At 42.4% G+C, this 19,148-nt stretch carries 17 protein-coding genes; 9 read left to right on the top strand and 8 right to left on the bottom strand.

Features of this window, described 5'->3' with window-relative positions; all coding sequences use genetic code 11:
* Positions 1 to 181 precede the first annotated feature (181 nt).
* From ACT3QQ_RS00940 to ACT3QQ_RS00930, 3 genes are all read left to right on the top strand, one after another.
* Positions 182 to 643 carry a hypothetical protein gene (locus tag ACT3QQ_RS00940; protein ID WP_444526543.1) on the top strand — a complete coding sequence of 154 codons (462 nt, stop codon included), beginning with the start codon at positions 182 to 184 and terminating at the stop codon, positions 641 to 643.
* Between the two features lie 149 nt (positions 644 to 792).
* Positions 793 to 1,377 (top strand): hypothetical protein, encoded by a 585-nt coding sequence (locus tag ACT3QQ_RS00935; RefSeq protein ID WP_444526542.1) that lies wholly within the window; start codon positions 793 to 795, stop codon positions 1,375 to 1,377.
* 19 nt (positions 1,378 to 1,396) lie between these two features.
* Positions 1,397 to 2,692 carry a VWA domain-containing protein gene (locus ACT3QQ_RS00930; protein WP_444526541.1) on the top strand — a complete coding sequence of 432 codons (1,296 nt, stop codon included), beginning with the start codon at positions 1,397 to 1,399 and terminating at the stop codon, positions 2,690 to 2,692.
* Between the two features lie 184 nt (positions 2,693 to 2,876).
* On the opposite strand, the gene ACT3QQ_RS00925 is transcribed toward ACT3QQ_RS00930, so the two are convergent.
* Complete coding sequence (locus tag ACT3QQ_RS00925) at positions 2,877 to 3,773, bottom strand: ABC transporter substrate-binding protein (protein WP_444526540.1); 897 nt, start codon at positions 3,771 to 3,773, stop codon at positions 2,877 to 2,879.
* Between the two features lie 687 nt (positions 3,774 to 4,460).
* Here ACT3QQ_RS00925 and ACT3QQ_RS00920 point away from each other — a divergent pair.
* A complete protein-coding gene (locus ACT3QQ_RS00920; protein ID WP_444526539.1) occupies positions 4,461 to 4,883 on the top strand; it encodes a YbaN family protein in 423 nt (140 codons plus the stop codon).
* Between the two features lie 243 nt (positions 4,884 to 5,126).
* Positions 5,127 to 5,336, top strand: coding sequence for a transcription antiterminator/RNA stability regulator CspE (gene cspE, locus ACT3QQ_RS00915; protein ID WP_068403593.1), 210 nt, complete (start codon positions 5,127 to 5,129; stop codon positions 5,334 to 5,336).
* Positions 5,337 to 5,587: 251 nt separating this feature from the next.
* On the opposite strand, the gene ACT3QQ_RS00910 is transcribed toward cspE, so the two are convergent.
* The gene (locus tag ACT3QQ_RS00910; protein WP_444526538.1) at positions 5,588 to 6,712 is read right to left on the bottom strand and encodes a YeiH family protein; all 1,125 of its coding nucleotides are present in this window, start codon (positions 6,710 to 6,712) and stop codon (positions 5,588 to 5,590) included.
* Positions 6,713 to 6,943: 231 nt separating this feature from the next.
* Here ACT3QQ_RS00910 and ACT3QQ_RS00905 point away from each other — a divergent pair, with 231 nt between their 5' ends.
* Positions 6,944 to 7,873, top strand: a complete 930-nt coding sequence (locus ACT3QQ_RS00905) for a LysR substrate-binding domain-containing protein (RefSeq protein WP_444526537.1) — start codon at positions 6,944 to 6,946, stop codon at positions 7,871 to 7,873.
* A 116-nt stretch (positions 7,874 to 7,989) separates the two neighbouring features.
* Here the strand turns inward: ACT3QQ_RS00905 and ACT3QQ_RS00900 are convergent, their stop codons facing one another.
* Both ACT3QQ_RS00900 and ACT3QQ_RS00895 read right to left on the bottom strand, forming a co-directional pair.
* Positions 7,990 to 8,451 (bottom strand): universal stress protein, encoded by a 462-nt coding sequence (locus ACT3QQ_RS00900; RefSeq protein ID WP_444520298.1) that lies wholly within the window; start codon positions 8,449 to 8,451, stop codon positions 7,990 to 7,992.
* A 157-nt stretch (positions 8,452 to 8,608) separates the two neighbouring features.
* Complete coding sequence (locus ACT3QQ_RS00895) at positions 8,609 to 9,070, bottom strand: universal stress protein (protein ID WP_444526536.1); 462 nt, start codon at positions 9,068 to 9,070, stop codon at positions 8,609 to 8,611.
* A 280-nt stretch (positions 9,071 to 9,350) separates the two neighbouring features.
* Here ACT3QQ_RS00895 and ACT3QQ_RS00890 point away from each other — a divergent pair, with 280 nt between their 5' ends.
* On the top strand, positions 9,351 to 12,416 hold the full coding sequence (locus tag ACT3QQ_RS00890; RefSeq protein WP_444526535.1) for an insulinase family protein: 3,066 nt from the start codon (positions 9,351 to 9,353) through the stop codon (positions 12,414 to 12,416).
* A 71-nt stretch (positions 12,417 to 12,487) separates the two neighbouring features.
* Here the strand turns inward: ACT3QQ_RS00890 and ACT3QQ_RS00885 are convergent, their stop codons facing one another.
* A complete protein-coding gene (locus tag ACT3QQ_RS00885; protein ID WP_444526534.1) occupies positions 12,488 to 13,051 on the bottom strand; it encodes an NUDIX hydrolase in 564 nt (187 codons plus the stop codon).
* A 568-nt stretch (positions 13,052 to 13,619) separates the two neighbouring features.
* Between ACT3QQ_RS00885 and ACT3QQ_RS00880 the strand changes: the two genes are divergently transcribed.
* A complete protein-coding gene (locus ACT3QQ_RS00880) occupies positions 13,620 to 14,354 on the top strand; it encodes an NUDIX hydrolase (protein ID WP_444526533.1) in 735 nt (244 codons plus the stop codon).
* A gap of 27 nt (positions 14,355 to 14,381) precedes the next feature.
* Here the strand turns inward: ACT3QQ_RS00880 and ACT3QQ_RS00875 are convergent, their stop codons facing one another.
* From ACT3QQ_RS00875 to nhaA, 3 genes are all read right to left on the bottom strand, one after another.
* Positions 14,382 to 15,749 carry an oxygenase MpaB family protein gene (locus ACT3QQ_RS00875; protein WP_444526532.1) on the bottom strand — a complete coding sequence of 456 codons (1,368 nt, stop codon included), beginning with the start codon at positions 15,747 to 15,749 and terminating at the stop codon, positions 14,382 to 14,384.
* A gap of 77 nt (positions 15,750 to 15,826) precedes the next feature.
* The gene (locus ACT3QQ_RS00870) at positions 15,827 to 16,429 is read right to left on the bottom strand and encodes a DUF2799 domain-containing protein (protein ID WP_444526531.1); all 603 of its coding nucleotides are present in this window, start codon (positions 16,427 to 16,429) and stop codon (positions 15,827 to 15,829) included.
* Between the two features lie 192 nt (positions 16,430 to 16,621).
* On the bottom strand, positions 16,622 to 17,824 hold the full coding sequence (nhaA, locus tag ACT3QQ_RS00865) for a Na+/H+ antiporter NhaA (RefSeq protein ID WP_444523769.1): 1,203 nt from the start codon (positions 17,822 to 17,824) through the stop codon (positions 16,622 to 16,624).
* A gap of 464 nt (positions 17,825 to 18,288) precedes the next feature.
* Between nhaA and ACT3QQ_RS00860 the strand changes: the two genes are divergently transcribed.
* Positions 18,289 to 19,044 (top strand): TSUP family transporter, encoded by a 756-nt coding sequence (locus ACT3QQ_RS00860; RefSeq protein ID WP_444526530.1) that lies wholly within the window; start codon positions 18,289 to 18,291, stop codon positions 19,042 to 19,044.
* Positions 19,045 to 19,148: the final 104 nt, after the last annotated feature.

Below are 19,148 nucleotides of genomic sequence, written 5' to 3'. Positions count from 1 at the left end.
GGATGTAAATATAAGTCTCTTTCCTCACGTAGTAGATAAAGAAGGAAGAGACATCTCAGTATATAGATATTATAGATGTACTTTTTTTGAAAATGTTAATGTTTGTGCATCCTATATTGATGAGATGTACTGTAATGTTTTTGATAGTTGTAATTTTAAAAAAGATGTATCGGTAAGTAATTTGAAATTTAAAAAAAGCTTATTTAGGTTTCCTAATCCTTTAAGAGTGTTAGATAGTTATAGTGCTACTAACACTAATTTTAGACCTAATAAAAAATTTAACAAAGTAAAAAACTGCTATAAGATTGAAAGATTAACTATAAAAGAATGTATTTTTGAAGAGGATTTAAAAATAAATGGCTTCGACATAGACGATATTGCTAAATTTAAATTTCATGGTCTTGATTTTAAAATAGGTGATTTGGTTTTTGATAATTTAGAAGTATTGGATACTAAATTTAAATCTAAACTAGAAATAAAAAATAGAGTAGTACAGGATTTTATTTTTGAAAACTCTAATGTTGATGGTATTTTTGATGTATATAAAAGTTCATTTGTAAAAGCTAAGTTTCATAAGAGTATTTTCGAAGAATTTACTGCATTTGAATATGTAGTATTTGGTGATAAAAAAAAGAAAATATAACAAATTTTATTTATACTACTTTCAAAGATTTTTCTAATTTTAGAAATACAAAATTCAAATCTGGTTTAAATTTTTCTAGTGCTAATATAAAACAAGAGCCTAATTTTTTAAATGCTGATATTAGCTTAGTAGGAATAGATAGAGAAACATTGAGAATAACAAAAAACTCATTTGAAAAGGTAAATAATAAGATAGAATTAAATAGGTTTTTTATATATGAAATGATAAGGTATAAAAAAGAGATAAATAAAAATGTTGAAGAAAGTGTGGATTTTTTAAAATTTTTTCTTAGAGTGGTTTTTTCTGGCAATGAATTTGTACTAAAGATAATTGGTTCGGATTACGTTTTTAAAAATATAATGAACAATTTTTCCAAAAAAATTGTGCTTAGTACGAATTATTATATATCTAGATTTGGTGAGAGCTATATCCAGCCTTTTATAATATTCTTATTTTCAATAGGTGTTTACACTGGTATCTTAGAAGTGCATAAAGATATTTTTAGTGGGGAACCTATAGCAAGGTATGCTGTAACACTCAGAAATTTCGTAACACAGGACTGGTTTATATCTCTATCAGAAATTTTAAATGCCTGTGCCGCTAATGTACCCTTATTCAGCAAAGTACTTGAAAATAAAGATGGTATACAGTTTATCAGCCTACTGTTTTTTATATGGTTCGGCATACTGACTTGGCAAATTATCGTTGCTGTTAAACGCAATACACAACATTAAATCACGTAAAGGTACTTTTATGAACCTCACCGTCGGACAACGCGCGCCTTTAAGCAATCTTGCTATTGACGATACCGCACCAATCACGCTCAAGTTCACCCGCCAAAGCCCAATAGAGATGGATATCAGCTGCTTTGCCTTAGACGCAGCGGGCAAACTGATTAATGATGATTACATGGTGTTTTATAATCAGCCAACCTCTCCGTGTGGGCAAATCAAGCTCACCCATTACGAGTCGCAGCCAACGGCGAGTAAAGGCATTCAAGCTGAGTTTGAAGTTAATTTATCCAAACTGGCGACTAATATAGACAGCTTATTTTTTGTATTATCAGCCGACACACCGCTCAATCAAATTCAATCGTTAGAGATTGGCATTTGGCAACAGTCGCAAAAGGCACAGGCAGAGTATCAAGCAGCTGACTTTGCCCAGCAGCAAGCCAGTATGTTGATGCAGCTTTATCGTAAAGGCGGTGTGTGGCGAGTATCTAACGTCGCGCAAGGCTTTAATGGTGGGCTTGCCGCCATTGTGCAGCATTTCGGAGGCGACGTAGAAGAAGACACTACGCAAGCAGCAGATGTAACGGCAACGCCAGCTCAAGCAAAACCATCGCTCGAGAAGGTCATGCTAGACAAAGCGCCAAAACTGGTCAATCTCGCCAAAAAAGCTACGGTATCGCTTGAAAAACGCCAATTGCAGCAATTAACCGCAAAGGTCGCGTTGGTGCTAGATGCATCAGGCTCAATGAACAGACAGTACAAAAAAGGCCGCGTGCAAGAGGTGGTCAACCGCATATTACCATTGGCAGTGAACTTCGATGACGACCAAGCGCTAGACTGCTGGGCGTTTGCTCAAGATCCGCAGTACTTGGGCGAGATTGGGCTGAATAACTACGACGGTTTTATTAAAAACGCTCATGGCGGCTGGCGCAAATGGGCACTTGGCCCGCGTATCAATAATGAAGCAGAAGTCATGAAAGCGGTGACGGAGTTTTATCAAAAGGACGGCTTGGATGTGCCTGTCTACGTGCTATTTATCAGTGATGGCGGGGTGAATGACAATCGCGGTATCACCAGAGTTATGACGGAAGCAGCGAAACTACCGATATTTTGGCAGTTTGTGGGCTTGGGTGGTCGTGGTTATGGCATCCTCAAAAAACTTGACGACATGGAAGGCCGCGTGATTGATAATTGCGACTTTTTTGAACTCGATGATTTGGACGATATCAGTGAAGAAGCCTTGTATGAAAACATGCTAGAAGAGTTCCCAAGCTGGCTAAAAGAAGCCAAGCAACTTGGTATCGTCACTTCATTATAAAAGTATTATTGCGTCACCACTCGATTGCCTTGTACTACTTTTAAATTGAACCGATCATATCGTGCAGCAGTAACCTGATTATTTAATTTAAGCTAAATAAAAAAACCGCCACAGCAGATACGATGGCGGTTTTTTTATTATTTAAAATGTCTTATTTTCTAAAATAACTTAACGTATAAAATGTCTACAGTACCCAAAGCGACTGATATTGCTCGTCAGTCAATGTCACGATATCGATTTCGGCTAGCATTTCGCGCAGTTCTTCCCACTTATTTGCATCAGGTGTGATCGGCGTGATCAATCTGCCTAGTGTGTTGTCAATGATGGCATCCATCAGCACATCGGCTTCGGTTTTACTATAGTCGTAATACATACGGTGGGTAGCGTCTGGCTCATTTTTGCACAGTTCCGTCATTTGGTTGGTCACTTGGATAAAGGTGTCTATCGCGTCCTTTTTCGCGCTATAGATCTCATCCGTCGTGAGAATTTCTAACGCCGAGAAGTTAGGATAAGGTGACAGATTCTGATCAATAAACGTAAAATCTAATCCTTCATGAGTTGCCTCAACACCCTCAAAGTTATAAAAGCATAGCCATGCGCCATCTAGGCTTGGGTCTTCTTGCAGGTTTTTTATATGATAGAAGTCTTTTTGTACAAAGCTCACATTATCACGGCTGATAGTAAAGCCGTTTTTTTTGGCATAGCGCGCTAATATTTCAAAGCCAATACGATTGGTTTTTTCTTCAGCGGCAGGGGTGCAGATGCGAATAGGCTGATTGTTTTTTAGCTTATCCATGCTCGCGCGTTGCATCAGTATGCCGCCATCGGTCTCAAAAAAGCAGCCCAGCGCGCGCAGATTGGGCGCATAATGCTCAAACAAATGAATAGGCTCATTGACATGCAGATCGATGCTTTGATTCTGTAATTCAGCAAAGCCGTCATAGTGGTCATCTGGCTCGATAATGGTGATATCCAGCCCTGCTTGCTCATATGCACCCGTCGTCACACCAGCGATAAAGGGTAGATGGTCAGGGTTCAAAAACCATTCGAGAGTTAGAGTAAGTTTGGTGGTTGGCTGCATGGTTGTTTCCTTTTTGAGGATGGGAAACAATCAGACTGATGCTATTAAGGCAAAACAAGAAAGGCCAAATAAGAGAGGTGACATCTCGATGCTAATTATCAGGTGCTTAACGTTCGATATGTTTGGCACCAGTACAACATCTGTAGACTGTTCTTACTTGTAGACTTTTTAAGGCGTGTCGCGCTTGTTTCCTACGTCAGTGCTAACTGCTTCAGGTTCACGGGTATGTCTCAGCGATGATCCGGGCTGTATTTACAGCGTTAAATCAAAGCACCCCGACAAGATTGATTGGTACTATATTATTTTTAAACAGTACTGCTGCTGAATCGTACTGCTAATGGCTATTATCGATAATCGATAGCTACTGCGCCATCATAGACGACTTATAAGAGGTGATGCAAGTATGTATGGCATGGTAATGGTAGGACATCGCAAGATCTATAGCGGCTAATAATAGTTGCTTCTATTTTAATTATTAATAGAAAAACGCCGCACTTCTCGTTAATGCATTGTTTCTCGTTAATACTTACCCAATTACGCACCAGATATACGCATTGATAGCAAAAACGCCATATAAGTTGTCTTGTACAGTTTGTCTGACTACGGCATGCTATACCTCGTGTAGTCATCATTCTTAGGTGGCTCACTACTGGCACCAACGACCACTTTTCCAATGATATGAAATCTATGACCAATAATAAAAAAGTATTTTATTACCGCCCAAAAACCAATCAATCCAAGCATCCGATGTTGCGTTGGACATTTGTGGTACTTGGCTGGGTGTTTTTTATATTGGGTCTTATCGGGATACTATTACCTGTCATGCCTACCGCGCCCTTTATTTTGCTGGCAGCAGGGTGCTGGGCACGCAGCTCTCGACGTTTTCATTTTTGGCTGATCAATCACAGATACTTTGGCAAATTCGTCCGAGATTGGGAGGAGAAGCATGCCGTTCCACTGTATGCCAAGTGTTTGGCGACTATTATGATGGCGGCATCGACCATCATGTTATTCTATCGATTGCCTGCTGATATGATGTGGATGGCATGGCTGGTAGCTGCTGTTTGTAGTGGGGTTGCGATATATTTGTTCCGTTTACCAAATGCTTAAATTCGTTGCAATTTGGGCAAAAATTGGTCAATAAAGGGCTTTAGTTACACGAAACATGAGATAAGACTTGCGATACTAGGATGTTCGACTTATAATATGCCCAAGCTTAAGAGCAGTTCTGCACCAAATCATTACCTCGTAGTATTAGTTATAATCCTTCGTTTTAATATTTATCGTTCAGTAGCTATTTGCAAGCGTTACCGGTCACTAGACCATTAATAAATTTAAAAGTAGGATTATATTATGTCAGACGTTCAAAAAGGTACAGTTAAGTGGTTCAACGAAGCTAAAGGCTTTGGTTTCATCGCTCCAGAAAACGGCGCAGACGTTTTTGCTCATTACAGCGAAATCACTGGTTCAGGTTTCAAAACTTTGGCTGAAGGCCAAGAAGTTGAGTTCACTGTAACTCAAGGCCAAAAAGGCCCACAAGCACATAACATCGTTGCTATCTAATTTGTCCTTATAGACAGATAGATAAATAGATGTAGAAAAGCGAACCTTCGGGTTCGTTTTTTTTCGTCTATGATTTGGTATTGAACGCCTTGGTCTTTAAGGTCTTAAGATGAATGCTAGTTCAGGATTAAACGTTTTAGCCAATCACCCTAGACCAAGTGATAGATACAAAAATGCCTCCGACTATGAATAGTTGGAGGCTTTTCGTATTCAGTGAGGGGGTAAAATGCTAAGAATGGTCAGACAGATTGTTATATAAAGCTGATGCCGATATTGATCAGACCACCGCCCAGTATCAACCAACCAAACATAATGGCACCTAGGATAAGCGGTCTAACGCCAGCTTGCTTAATCGCGCTCAGATGCGTGGTCAGACCTAGTGCAAACATAGCCATTGTAAGTAACACGTCATCTAGCATAACCATACTGCGTACGATGCTCTCAGACATTGGCACCCAAGTATGTATCAATACAATACCAATAAAGATAAATGCGAACCATGGTACCTTTACCTGTTTGACTCGGGTCATAAATGATGTGGTCTCGTCTTTATCATTACTTTCTTTGATAGGTGCATTATTAACGGTGCGATCCTTAGTTAATGCGAAAGACAGCACGAGTAAGAAAGGCGCAAGCATCATGACGCGTATCATCTTGGTTACGACAGCAGTATCACCAATCTCGGTATTGATGGCATTACCTGCGACCACGACTTGCGCCACCTCATGTACGGTTGAGCCTGTGTACATACCGTATTGCTGGGCGCTTAGCCAAGGCTGTAACCAGCCAAGATGATACAAAAAAGGATACAGCAGCATTGCGATAGTCCCAAAGACCACGACGGTTGCCACAGCAATAGTGACTTTGTGCGCTTTTGCATTGACCACTGGCTCTGCGGCGATAACGGCAGCAGCTCCGCAAATACTCGCTCCTGAGCCAATTAGAATAACGGTCTCTTTATCGACTTTTAACCATCTAGTACCTAACCAATAGGTCAGCAGAAAGGTCGACGTTAGTACGAGCGCATCGGTCATAATCGCTGGCATACCAACGCTAGCAACTTGGGTCATCGTCAACTTAAACCCATAGAACATAATCGCAAGGCGTAGGATTTGTCCCTTTGCAAAGCAGACGCCGCCGTTTAAACGTTCAGTGAATCTAGGGTAAATGGTATTGCCCAAAATCATACCTAGCAATATCGCTAGCGTTAAAGAGGATAAACCGACGATACGTCCGTTTGACCATACATCCAAACTGCTGTCCAACCATAAGCAAAACAAACTACCCATCAGAACGACTAACAATCCCGCTACGTGACGGTGATTAGGAGTATAGTTATGAACAGAGTTACTGACTGTTTGGACAAGTGTATGCATAGTGCGGCATCCTATTGCTTATATTAAGATAAGCATAAGCTTATGAATAAACAGTATAAGCCCACTGAACTTATAATAAAAACAGATTAATAAGATATAAGCTATCGATTTTTTAGGTTAAAGCGTATGATATGAATCGATATCAGAGTTATGAATATCGAAAAAAGATATACCTAACGAATAAGACAGATTAAAAATTGACATAAGGCCACATAGGGCATCCTTGATACCATGAAAAAATCTGTGCAGACATTGCCAAAAATCACGCTTAAGCAGCTCGCTGTTTTTGTCAGTATTTATCAAGCAGGCAGCACCAGTCGTGCTAGTGAGGAGCTGCATTTATCACAATCAGCAGTTAGTAGCGCGCTGACAGAGTTAGAGTCCAGACTACAAATGCCGCTGTTTGAGCGCGTTGGTCGTCGGCTCAATCAGCATCCTAATGCTCATCCTATTTATATACAAGCACAGGCTATTTTGGGGCAGTCACTCACGCTTGAGCATTATCATCAGTATCAAGCAGGACAGATTCATATCGGCGCCAGTACCACTATCGGTAACTATGTGCTGCCGTCGTTGCTTGGCAAGCTATATGAGGCGTTACCCGATGCCAATGTCGATATGTATATTGCCAATACTCAAGAAGTGGTGAGCGAGGTTGAGCAGCTAAATATCGATATCGCACTGGTAGAAGGAATGCCGCGTCCAGTAGATATGAAAGCCATTGAGCAGCGTGAGTGGCGTACCGATACGCTGATGATATTTGCCAAGTGTGATAGCAAGTGGCTAAAGGATGTTGCTACCTATAACGAGGATGAAAAGTGCTATCAGCTGACCATTAACCAGCTAGCGCAGTTACCACTGCTGGTACGTGAGGCAGGATCAGGTACACGGCAGATTATCGATGAGCAATTGCTAAAATATCTACCCAATGCAGAGGTGGTAAAGGCGATACATCAGTCTGAGGCTATCAAGCACATGGTAAGTGCAGATATTGGACTGGGTTGCCTATCGCAGCATGTGATTGAGACAGAATTGGCGACAGGTGAGCTGGTTCAAGTAAATGTGGCGGGAATCGACCTATCAAGAACATGGTGGTTGGTCTGGCATAAAGCCCGTCACCAAAGCCCCATTTGGCAAACCTTTATAGATATTATTCAGTAAAATTGAACGATGAATCCAAAACGACAGACAATAAAAAAGCGCCGCGTTAAAAATTACGCGGCGCTTTTATCTTTAAGATGTTTTCTGGGAGCATCAGACAATTAAAGCGTGTTTTTTTATTCTGGAACAGGTTTGTCCAGTCTAACCACAAAACTGTCGCAAGGTACATTTGGTAGTATATTATCGGCAGTTGCGCCACTGATCCATGCAGCAATACCGGTACGCTTGTGACGACCGATGACCAATAGATCGACATCGTGTTTATGACAGTAGCTGACGATGCCTTCGCTACTAGAGATAGCAGTCGTGACTTCTGATGTTGCTGCATTTAGCTGATTGCGTTCAAGGAATTGCGCCAGCTTGGCACGCGCCTCTTGGCAACGCTCGTCATCAATCTCATCATACAGGCTAGAGGCAGGCACCAGCTCATAGCCGAAGCCAACCATGGTGTCTTTGACAATATGTAAAACAGATAGCTTAGAGCCTGGACGGTTTTCGACGATGCGCTTGGCCTTTTGTGCGACTATATCGGCATCAGAGAGCAAGTCGGTAACCAGTAAAATATGTTCGTAACTCATAGCGTCTTCCTCATGTCAGATAGTATTTACTATAGCACTACTCTAGGGCACTGTTAAGTGAAGCTTGTCGTCTTTTGTGGTCTACCAAGACCAGTCATTACAGTCACCGTAAATGACCAGCTAGATTGAATATATAGCATGCGACAAACATCGCTCATTATTCTGGTACAGGCTCATCAAGTCGAACAACCAAGCTGTCGCAAGGGGCGTTGGGTAGTATACTGTCGGCGGTTGCTTTTACCAACCACGCGGCGATACCATGACGCTCGTGGCGACCAATAACCAGTAAATCGACGTTTTTTTCATGACAATAATCAACGATACCTTTGCTATTAGAAATGGCGGCTGTTACTTCATAGTTGGCGGCTTCTAGCTGATTGTATTCGAGAAACTTTGCCAGTTTGGTCCGTGCTTCTTGCCATTTCTCACCATCGACATCACCTGAGAGTCTCGAAGCAGGTACTAGCTCATAACCAAAGCGTACCATATCATCTTGGACAATATGCAGCACAGATAATTTGGCATCAGGAGAGCCTGCGAGAATACGTTTGGTTTTTAGCGCTACTTCATCCGCGTCAGGCAATAGGTCAGTGACCAGTAAGATATGTTGGTAGCTCATAAGAAGCTCCTTTTAGGTAGTTAACTTTATATTAGCAGCGCGGACTATCTTCGTTAAGTGTAAAAACCACAATAAAAGTATGGTTATTGTTAAATTTGTCGTGCTAAGTACCCAATGAATAAAGTTAATAGCAGCGTAGATTATTGCATGGCTGCTGCCTTGACTTATCCATGTCGCAGCCCCACTAATAGCGCTAAGCCAACTCTTTTTTAGCCAATTTATTACTCTATTTTCCCTGATAGACAGGGCTCTATACGCATAATAAGCGATAAGGATAACTATGACGGACACGCCATTTACTGCTGATTTAACGTTGCATCCAGCATTTGAGTTGATTGAGCATCGCCATATTGAAGCGCTATCGATGGATGTGCTGATCAGTCAGCATGTAAAAACAGGAGCGATGCATTATCATCTGGCACACCCAAGTGATGAAAATGCGTTTTTGGTCGGCTTTCGCACCCAGCCAATGGACTCAAAAGGTGAGGCTCATGTCTTAGAGCATGTGGCCTTGTGTGGTTCGAACAAATTCCCAGTGCGTGATCCGTTTTTCTCAATGATTAAACGCTCATTAAACACGTTTATGAATGCGATGACTGCAGCCGATTGGACTGCGTATCCGTATGCGACGCAAAACAAAAATGACTATTTTAACTTGCTCGCTGTGTATCTTGACGCGTCATTTTTCCCAAATATCCATCCGCTCGACTTTGCACAAGAAGGTATCCGCGTAGAGCTTGACGAAAATGACAAGCCACAGTTTAAAGGTATCGTCTTTAATGAAATGAAAGGCGCGATGAGCGGCGAGATTGATCAGCTATATCATACGGTTGCGCATCATCTGTTCCCAACGACGACCTATCACTATAATTCAGGCGGTGATCCTGCTGATATCCCTGACTTGACGCACACTGAGCTGACTGAATTTCATCAGAGCCACTATCATCCGTCGAACAGCGTCATCATGAGTTTCGGTAATATCCCTGTTGCTGAGACGCAAGCGAAGATACATGAAGATGCCTTGACTCAGTTTGAAGCCGGTAAAAAGCACGTATCACGTCCAGAGCAGCGTTTGTCTGCGCCAGTGAGTGCGGTCGATACTTATACTGCGGATGAAGCAGGGCCAGATCAAACTCATCACGTAGTTGCTTGGTTATTGCCGTCGATTACTGATCCTAAGCAGCGCTTAGCATTACGTCTGTTAGAAGGCGTATTGATTGAGCATGCAGGCTCGCCATTGCGCGCTTACCTTGATAGCCATCCACTGGGTAAAGCGCCAAGTCCGCTATTAGGGCTTGATGACAGCCATTATGAAATGGCATTTTATACAGGTCTGCGTGGTTCGAACCCTGAGCATGCCGAAGCAGTAGAGCAGGGCATTATTGATTTGCTGACTGAAGTAGCCAACTCACCAGTCGATGACGAGACAATTGAAACCATTTTGCATCAGATCGAAATTGATCAACGTCATATCGGCGGCGATAGCATCCCTTATGGTCTAAACCTCATGTTAGAGGGTTTTAGTACGGCTATTCATGATGGTAATCCTATCGACGTATGGGAAGTAGACGAGCATCTACAGTGGTTACGCGAGCAAGTAAAAGATGAACAGTGGTTACCGAGTTTAATCAAAACGCATCTAGTAGATAATCCGCATCGTGTGCGCGTAACGATGACTCCTGATAGTGAAAAAACAGCACGTTTGGCAGCAGCTGAGCAGACGCGTCTTGATACTATCGAGATGGATTTGACTGCTGACGATAAAGCTATCCTAAAGCAACAAGCTTTAGACTTGGCAGCACGCCAAGCCGCGCCAGATGATTTGAGCTTATTGCCAAAAGTAGGTCTGGAAGATGTACCAACGGATATCAGCTTTAAAGAAGGTGCGCAAAAGCAAGTGCGTCTGAACGGACAGGACAGCACGCTATTTGAATATGAAGCTGGCACCAATGGCATCTATTACTATCAAGTGATCGTTCCGCTTACTGAGGCAATTGGCAATACGAGTGCTGCTGAGTTACCAGCCAATGATGTGATTAATCATCCATTGCTGCCTATTTATTTAAGTCTACTGTCTGAGTTAGGTACTGATTCACTTAGCGCTCACGAAATGCAAGCCAAGCAAGCGGCGCATTCTTCTGGCGTGACCGCTCGTATTAGCCAACGTACCAACGTCGATGACAGCCAAGCGATTAGCAGTTATTTTGTTGTGGCAACGCGTGCGCTGAATCGCAAGCCTGAAGCGATTGACCTACTCAAAGAAGTGATGGAGCACAGTATCTTCTCTGAGCATGACCGTATCAAAGAAATCTTGCAACAGCGTCAAGCAGGTTGGCAGTCAAACCTTGCAGGTTCAGGGCATTCTTATGCGATGCAAACAGCCAGTCGCGGTATGAGCCGCCAAGCGCAGTTGGAATATGTGCGCAGTGGCCTACCAGCATTGAACGCACTTAAGGGCTTTTTGGCACATGCCAGTACTGACGATGCTCAATGGGATCAACTGGCAACGAGCTTGATGGACTTACATCAACGCCTGATCAGCTTGCCGAAACATGCCGTTATTATTTGTGAAGCAGAGCAAACCGAACGCTTAAGCAGCTTAATCGTCGATAGCTGGAAAGACAGCCAAGCGTCAACCGCTACTAATGCTTTAACAAACGCAGCAGCAAATATCCCAAGCGAGTTTGCAAACCTGCAACTAGATACGGCTCTAAATGGCGCGACTGATACAGTCAAAGCATTAGAAAATGGCGTGGCGCTCGATGTTGAAGATTTGGCATGGCTAGTGCCAACCAACGTCTATCATAATGCCAGTGCTTATACTGTACCTGCAGCTGATCATCCAGATACTGCTGCACTTATGGTATTAGCGCCTTACTTACGCAACGGCTATTTGCACAGTGCAATTCGTGAGCGCGGGGGTGCTTATGGTGGTGGTGCAGGTTACGATGCCAATGCGTGTGCCTTTAAATTCTTTAGCTATCGTGATCCGCAATGCGCTGAGACCTTTGCTCACTTTGACGATAGTATTGAATGGCTATTGAACGAACCACAAACTGATGAGCAGTTGGAAGAGGCTATCTTAGGTATTATCTCAGGTATGGACAAACCAGGTTCTCCAGCAGGCGAGGCGATCAAAGCATGTTTTGCGAATTTGCATCATCGCGGTGCTGATTGGCAACGCAAAATGCGTGCATCAATCTTGGCTGTGACGGTCGCTGATTTACAGCGTGTTGCCAAGCAATACCTGCAAGCCCAAAAGCATGTACGTGCGGTACTAGCGCCTTATGATAAAGAAGAGACAGTAAAAGGTCTTGGTTTTGAGGTTTGTAGAATAAAGAGCTAAACCAGTAAAATGTATTATTAAGTACAAAAAAGCCAAGCATAATGCTTGGCTTTTTGCGGTTAAGTAGTTGATTAAAACCGTTTGATACTCAAATCTTTGCCAATTTTATCTTGATGAATCGGGAATTCAGACAGCTCATTGAACTGCTTGCGATCTGCAAAGTAGCTTTTTAAAGTACGGCGAATAGCTTCAAATGCAAGTTTATCCCATGGGATATCTTCTTCACTAAATAATGCGCATTCGAGACTTTCTGAGCCAGTGCCATACGCACCGTCTTTTAGATCGGCTAGGTAGATAGAGTAGATTTGTCCAATATCTGGCAAGTCATAAATGCAGTATAAATGCGGATGCAGCACCACAGCATCGGCTTCCTCGTAGCTCTCGCGCGCGGCGCCTTCAGCCATGGTTTCGCCATTCTCCATGAAGCCTGCAGGTATCGTCCATAGGCCATATTGTGGCTCGATAGCACGGCGACAGAGTAATACTTTATTTTCATGGACGACTAGCGAACCACAGATAACTTTTGGGTTTTCGTAGTGAATATAGTTGCAATTTGGACATACCAAACGCGGCATATTATCCGTAGGTGGGATCTTTCGTTCTGCTTCATGACCGCATTGGAGGCAATAGTGCATATTAACTACCTTGTTATAAAAGTTATTGTGTATGATGTTTTTTATAGATTATAAGACCCATATTTTGAAGTGTCAGTGTCGTTGTTTTAGGTTAAGTCAGATTTAAGAGTGATGAGACAAATATTGTACGCAGTAGATTGGTTAAACCTGACAATGTAAATCATTTAAACGTATCTAATATAGATGTACCTGACTTATATGAGCTCAACTATATAATATATTATTCTAAGAAACAGCCATCGTCTTAAGATAGCACATATTATCGACGGACAGAATCACGATAACAGTAACGTATCATTTCACAGAAAGGCTGGCTATCATTTATTAAAAATGCCGTCATTGAGCATTGATAAGCAATGAATCAGTCACATAAATAGCATGCAGCTACTATTATATTGCGCTAGTCTAGTGAGTGGTCAGTAGTGATTGAGACCATACTAATCAATCAAATAGCCAAAAAAGATAAATATATTACTGGTTTTATTTAGTAGCCGTATTTTTAATGAACAAAGACAAGAACGATGCTATTGATACCACTTAATAATGATAAAAACATAGGGCAATTATAATGTTATCCCCTCCGGAGGCTGTGAGTTTCGATAATCTATCAGTCGCTGTACCTAGTTTTATTCGACATCCGACGCTTCGTCAGTTAGCTGAACGAGTGCAACATGAGACTCTAAATACGCTGACAAGTCCAGCGATGTATGAGGCCCGGAACACCTCTCATAGTAGCCGTGTTTTAGACAGTCTGTATCAGACACCGATTGCCGATGCCTCAATATTGGTCGCCATTACCCATGAGCGTAGGCCTAAACTACTACTGACACGCCGCGCCGCCCATATGAATAGTCATGCTGGCGAGGTATCTTGTGCTGGTGGTAAGTATGAGATAGGGGATGGCAATAACGTCGTGACGGCATTGCGTGAAGCCTGTGAGGAGACAGCGTTACCACCCAACAAAGTCCAATTACTTGGTCAATTGCCTATTCAAACTTCAAAAAGTGGTCTGAGCGTACGTCCAATCGTGGCACTCATCGCTCCTGGTCTAATACTCGTACCTGAAGTTGGAGAAATATCACGTATTTTTTGGGCAGATTTTGAGTCATTAGTGACTCAACCAACTGTAGAGTATGAAATTGAGTATAAGATGCAAGAAGAAATCGCGACCCTCCTAACACCTAGCTGGCAAGTCGATGGTGAGACGGTTTGGGGACTAACAGGACGTGTGATTGCAAACCTACTAGAAACGGGCTTTGATCGACAGCTAGAATGGTATTACCGCGTAGCAAATAAACGCTGATAGATGTCATCTACTCAACACAGTTATTTACTTATAATAATCATCATTTTTCTTAAGCCACCAGTTCATATTGTCTTGGCGTTTGGCACGGAATGCCTCTAGCTTATGAGCAACGGACGCATTACGCTGACGTGCGGTATCGAGCGCAAAAAGAATTGGTACTGAGGACAACACACCAAAGCGTATCTTTGACTTTGGTAAGTCTAGCCCGTCACCAATATCATCACCGACCAAGGTGCGAGTGACACTTGCGTTGACCATTTCCACAAAACGCCCACGGCGATTGTCCTCACCCATTAGCTGGCGAGGTAAATCATGCAATGCTTTTGCTAGTGGTTGACCCATCTTAAAGTCTAGCTGCTGTACCGATAGATAGGTATAGAGCCACTCCCAACACGCGGCCTCATCTTTTGGTAAGCGATCTAGATCAACACCCATCCAATAACTGGCAAGATTCCATAGATGTAAGATACCTTCGGCTTCTTCTGTACTAATACGTGCGCCTAGCAATCGTAGTCCACGCATAATCAGTAATGAGAATTGCAAATGGGTGGCAATCATATCGGTTTGATTGATAGGTATGCCCCAATAGTCGGTATTCCAACTACCATCAGAATTATGATGTTGTTCAGCATTTGGTATCACGCCTGTGGCAGCATTGCCTTTTCCTTTGAGTAGTTTTTGCCGTACTAAGGTATGTATCTGACGCACCTGAATAGATTGACGCCAACCCTCAGAACCGATAGCTAGCACTTGATCGATAGGTTTGTGTTGGTTACGTGTGCTTGTATCGGATGAAGGGTGTTCAGACACGGCTAAGATATAGGCATAAGTACGCATCAATCGAGGTAGTGCATCGTGCATCAGTGCGCCCGTCTGAATGAGCGGTAGTGAAAGAGCAGGAATGCTATAGCCTGCCATCAGGGCCACATTACGCAGTAGCCAAATGAGCATTAATGGATAGCGGCGGTAGGCAACCGCCCCTATCTGGGCAAGCTTCGGGTCGAACCAGTCGGGATGGCTGCTAAATTGCTCAGTGAGCGCGCTAAATGAAGGATTGGTTATAAGGTCGTTATTTAGACTATTATTTAAATTGTTACTTAAACGGTTACCGAGAATAGTTTGCTGTAAAGGCTTTACAAATTTTATGTTTTGAGCAGCTAACGCGTCTGCGAGTGGGTCACCAATATCATAACCTGCCACGATTTCATCAAGTAGAGCAGGTGAGATCGTAAAGTCTTTTGGTAATAGATAACGCTTAATTCGTTTTAAAACTTGTAAGTCGCTATGGTCATTGATATCAGTGGTACGTCCATGACGCTGATAAGCATTCGATAACTGGAGGTCAGGTTTGTCAGTTGGAGTACTTGCCGTATTGATGATTTTTTTATCCATAGTTATCAAGTACCATTTTCAGAGTGAGAGCGCGCTTTAGAGTGTAAAACTTGCATTACGATAGTTGTTTATCATAATCATTCATAAAAACTATTGGACTGATTCAATGAATCCAATTGCTGTCGCGTCGCTTGAATACGGCGTTTAGTATTACGAATCTCATCAGACAGCGATAGTAGCCTTGCACGGGCTTCTTTTTCATTAGCAAAATCGAGCATTTCACCATTTTCTAATTTATCGAATTCTGATTGATAAGTATCTAAGAGGCGATTGTCTTCGTCTAACTGACTGTCTAAAGCGTAGTAATCTAACCCTTTTCGATTAGCCGATTGCAATGTATTGACCATAGTGATTGGGCAAACGTTGTTTAACTGACGACCACGTCTGCCAATATTGTAGGCATTACTGATAGTACAGTATTGCTGTAGACCAAGCTTGCGACCATGTTCCCACGCTTGATAGTTAGGTGTGACACTGGCTTTAGCGCAGGCTTTGGTATGGGACGCTAAGCGGCCTGAATGATAACCTGCGACGCCATCGTTATAACCGATAGTTTGCCAGTCACCCATGAGACATTCTTGCTTTGATAGTGTTGCGCAGCCTGCTAACAGATAGATACTACCGAAAACAGACAATCCCAATGTCAGATGACGTACAACGCGGTGTATAGGTCGGTACACGGTTAGCTCCGATAACTATCATAACTATGAACGCAAATAAACGATGCTAGCAATCAACTACATTATGCAGCTTTGTGATTGATTGCTAAGTCACTTATAGATATTTCGATAACGCACACATGAACAAAATAAAAGTAACTTATAAGTGGTATTGCGATTCAGCAGTACTACTATAAGCTACTCTCAACTCCATTAATGCGGACGAGTCAAATCGACTGATGTACTGCTAACATTGTCTTTCAAGCTTACTTTCAGCATGATATAACCCGCGATACCAGAGACGATTGAACCCATAATAATGCCTAAGCGCTCATCAAACATAGTGGTGTCGCCAGCGAAAGCCAAGCCACCGATGAACAAGCTCATGGTGAAACCAACACCGCATAATAATGCTGCGCCATATATTTGCTTATAGTCCATGCCTTTTGGCATAGTAGATAGACCAAGCTTAAAGATTAACCAGCACATGACCATAACGCCTACCTGTTTACCAATAAATAGGCCTGCAGCGATACCTAGTGGGACTGAGTGGAATAGCTCAGCAAGCCCTGCACCCTCGAGTGAGATGCCTGAATTAGCAAAAGCAAATATTGGTAAAATACCAAAGGCGACAGAGTTGTGGAGATCATGCTCTAGCTCCTCTAGCGGAGAATGCTCAGGATCAGTACGGTCAAACATAGGGATAAATAATGCTAATACCACACCTGCCAATGTTGCATGGATACCTGATTTGAGTACCGCAATCCACATGACGATACCGATCAGCAGATAAGGCGTGATATTGGTCACATTGCGACGATTGAGCAGGTATAAGAATGGCAGACATAGACCAGCTACTGCTAACGACTCTAATGACAATTCACTGGTATAAAATAGAGCGATGATCAAAATCGCACCAATATCATCAAAAATAGCGATAGAGACTAAGAAGACTTTTAGGGAGTTGGGTACGCGGCTACCTAACAGGCTTAAAATACCAAGTGCGAATGCGATATCGGTTGCAGCAGGAATTGCCCAGCCCTTCCAATACTCAGGCTCATTGAGATTAAAAAGTATATATACAATCGCTGGCATAATCATGCCGCCCAATGCTGCACCAGCTGGTAGAATGATTTGCTTGACGTTGGACAGCTCACCAATCAGTACTTCGCGCTTAAGCTCTAATCCAACCAAGAAAAAGAACACTGCCATCAGACCATCATTGATCCAGTGGTGAGCATCTTTTGCAATAGCAAAGTCACCAATTTGAATCGCAACTGGTGCGTGGATAAAACTTTCGTACCACACATTAAGAGGGGAGTTGGCAATGATCATTGCAGCAACGGCAGCCAATGCTAAGACGATTCCGCCTGCTGCCTCAAATTCAAAAAATGCCTTAATCCTTCGTATTGCCATATCATCCTCATTCGCTAAGTGCAATTTACTAAATAACCTCAAATATCCATCAATGTCTGCGCTACTTATAATGTTGAAGTAGCAAATAGACAGAAACAGTTTCTCATACTCTTATCAATATAGACAACAAAATACGTCGAGCCAACGCTAACGGTCTACTGTTTTATATTCACAATAGCAATATTATAAAGAGGATTTAACGAGCACAATAGTTGTAAGTCGTTACATCTTTTTAATAAGTGGCTATTTGATTGAGTATATTCGGAACGTTATTGAACAAATTTAGCAGACTTTGTGACGTTTTTGGCTTTTTTTGCGGTTTTATCTTTATAATGAGCAGCGCTGTACGACGTGTCGTTATTTCTTTTGCCAGTACTGGTAAGCGGTCAGCTTATCAATAGTGACACTTTAGTCTTATCCTAGAACTCCTTTTTCTTTCTTATAAAATTTTGCAGGTCAGTGTCATGGACTTAACTTTCTCGTTAGAGATTATTTTAATGCTTACAGCGGTAGCTGCTTTGGCAGGATTTATTGATGCTATTGCGGGCGGCGGCGGACTATTGACGATCCCTGCCATGCTACTGGCCAATATTCCACCAGTATTGACGCTCGGTACCAATAAGTTGCAAGCAGCATCAGGCGCGCTCGCTGCGTCTATCACCATGATTAAAAAAGGGGTGGTCAAACCACAACGTATCAAAGTAGCCATCATCGCCGCTTTTATTGGCTCTGTTATCGGTACCATCGCTGTACAGATGTCACCACCTGACTTGCTTGAAAAAGTAATTCCATTTTTGATCGCGGCTATCGGTATCTATACGCTATTTGCTCCTAGATTGGGTGAAGTAGAAGCGGCGCCGCGTATCTCAGAGAGCAAGTGGCAAAAAGTAGTAGCGCCATTGATTGGTTTTTATGATGGTTATATTGGTCCGGGTACTGGTATGTTCTTTGCGCTTGGCAATGTGGCATTGCGCGGTCGTCAAATTATCGAGGCGACAGGCGCAGCTAAAGTATTGAATTTATCGACCAACATTGGCTCGTTAATTTTCTTTATTTTAGGCGGTAACGTACTGTGGAAAGTGGGGTTGGCGATGATGGTTGGACAAACCATCGGCGCTTATTTTGGCTCACATATGGTGGTCAAAGGCGGTAGCAAATTGATTCGCCCAGTGATTGTATTGGTCTGTTTGGCAATGCTGACTAAGTATGTGTTTGGCTAATTGGCTGTTAGCTAAATAGTATCAACTATTACTATTGACTGGTTATTGATTATTGCCTATAAAAAAACCTCAGCCAATTTGACTGAGGTTTTCTATTTTATGCA

Origin of the sequence: Psychrobacter sp. AOP7-A1-24 (assembly GCF_052376235.1) — a bacterium.
Classification (GTDB): Bacteria; Pseudomonadota; Gammaproteobacteria; order Pseudomonadales; family Moraxellaceae; genus Psychrobacter.
The sequence above is the reverse complement of the archived record's forward strand: the minus strand, read 5'-3'. Positions and strand labels throughout refer to the sequence as shown.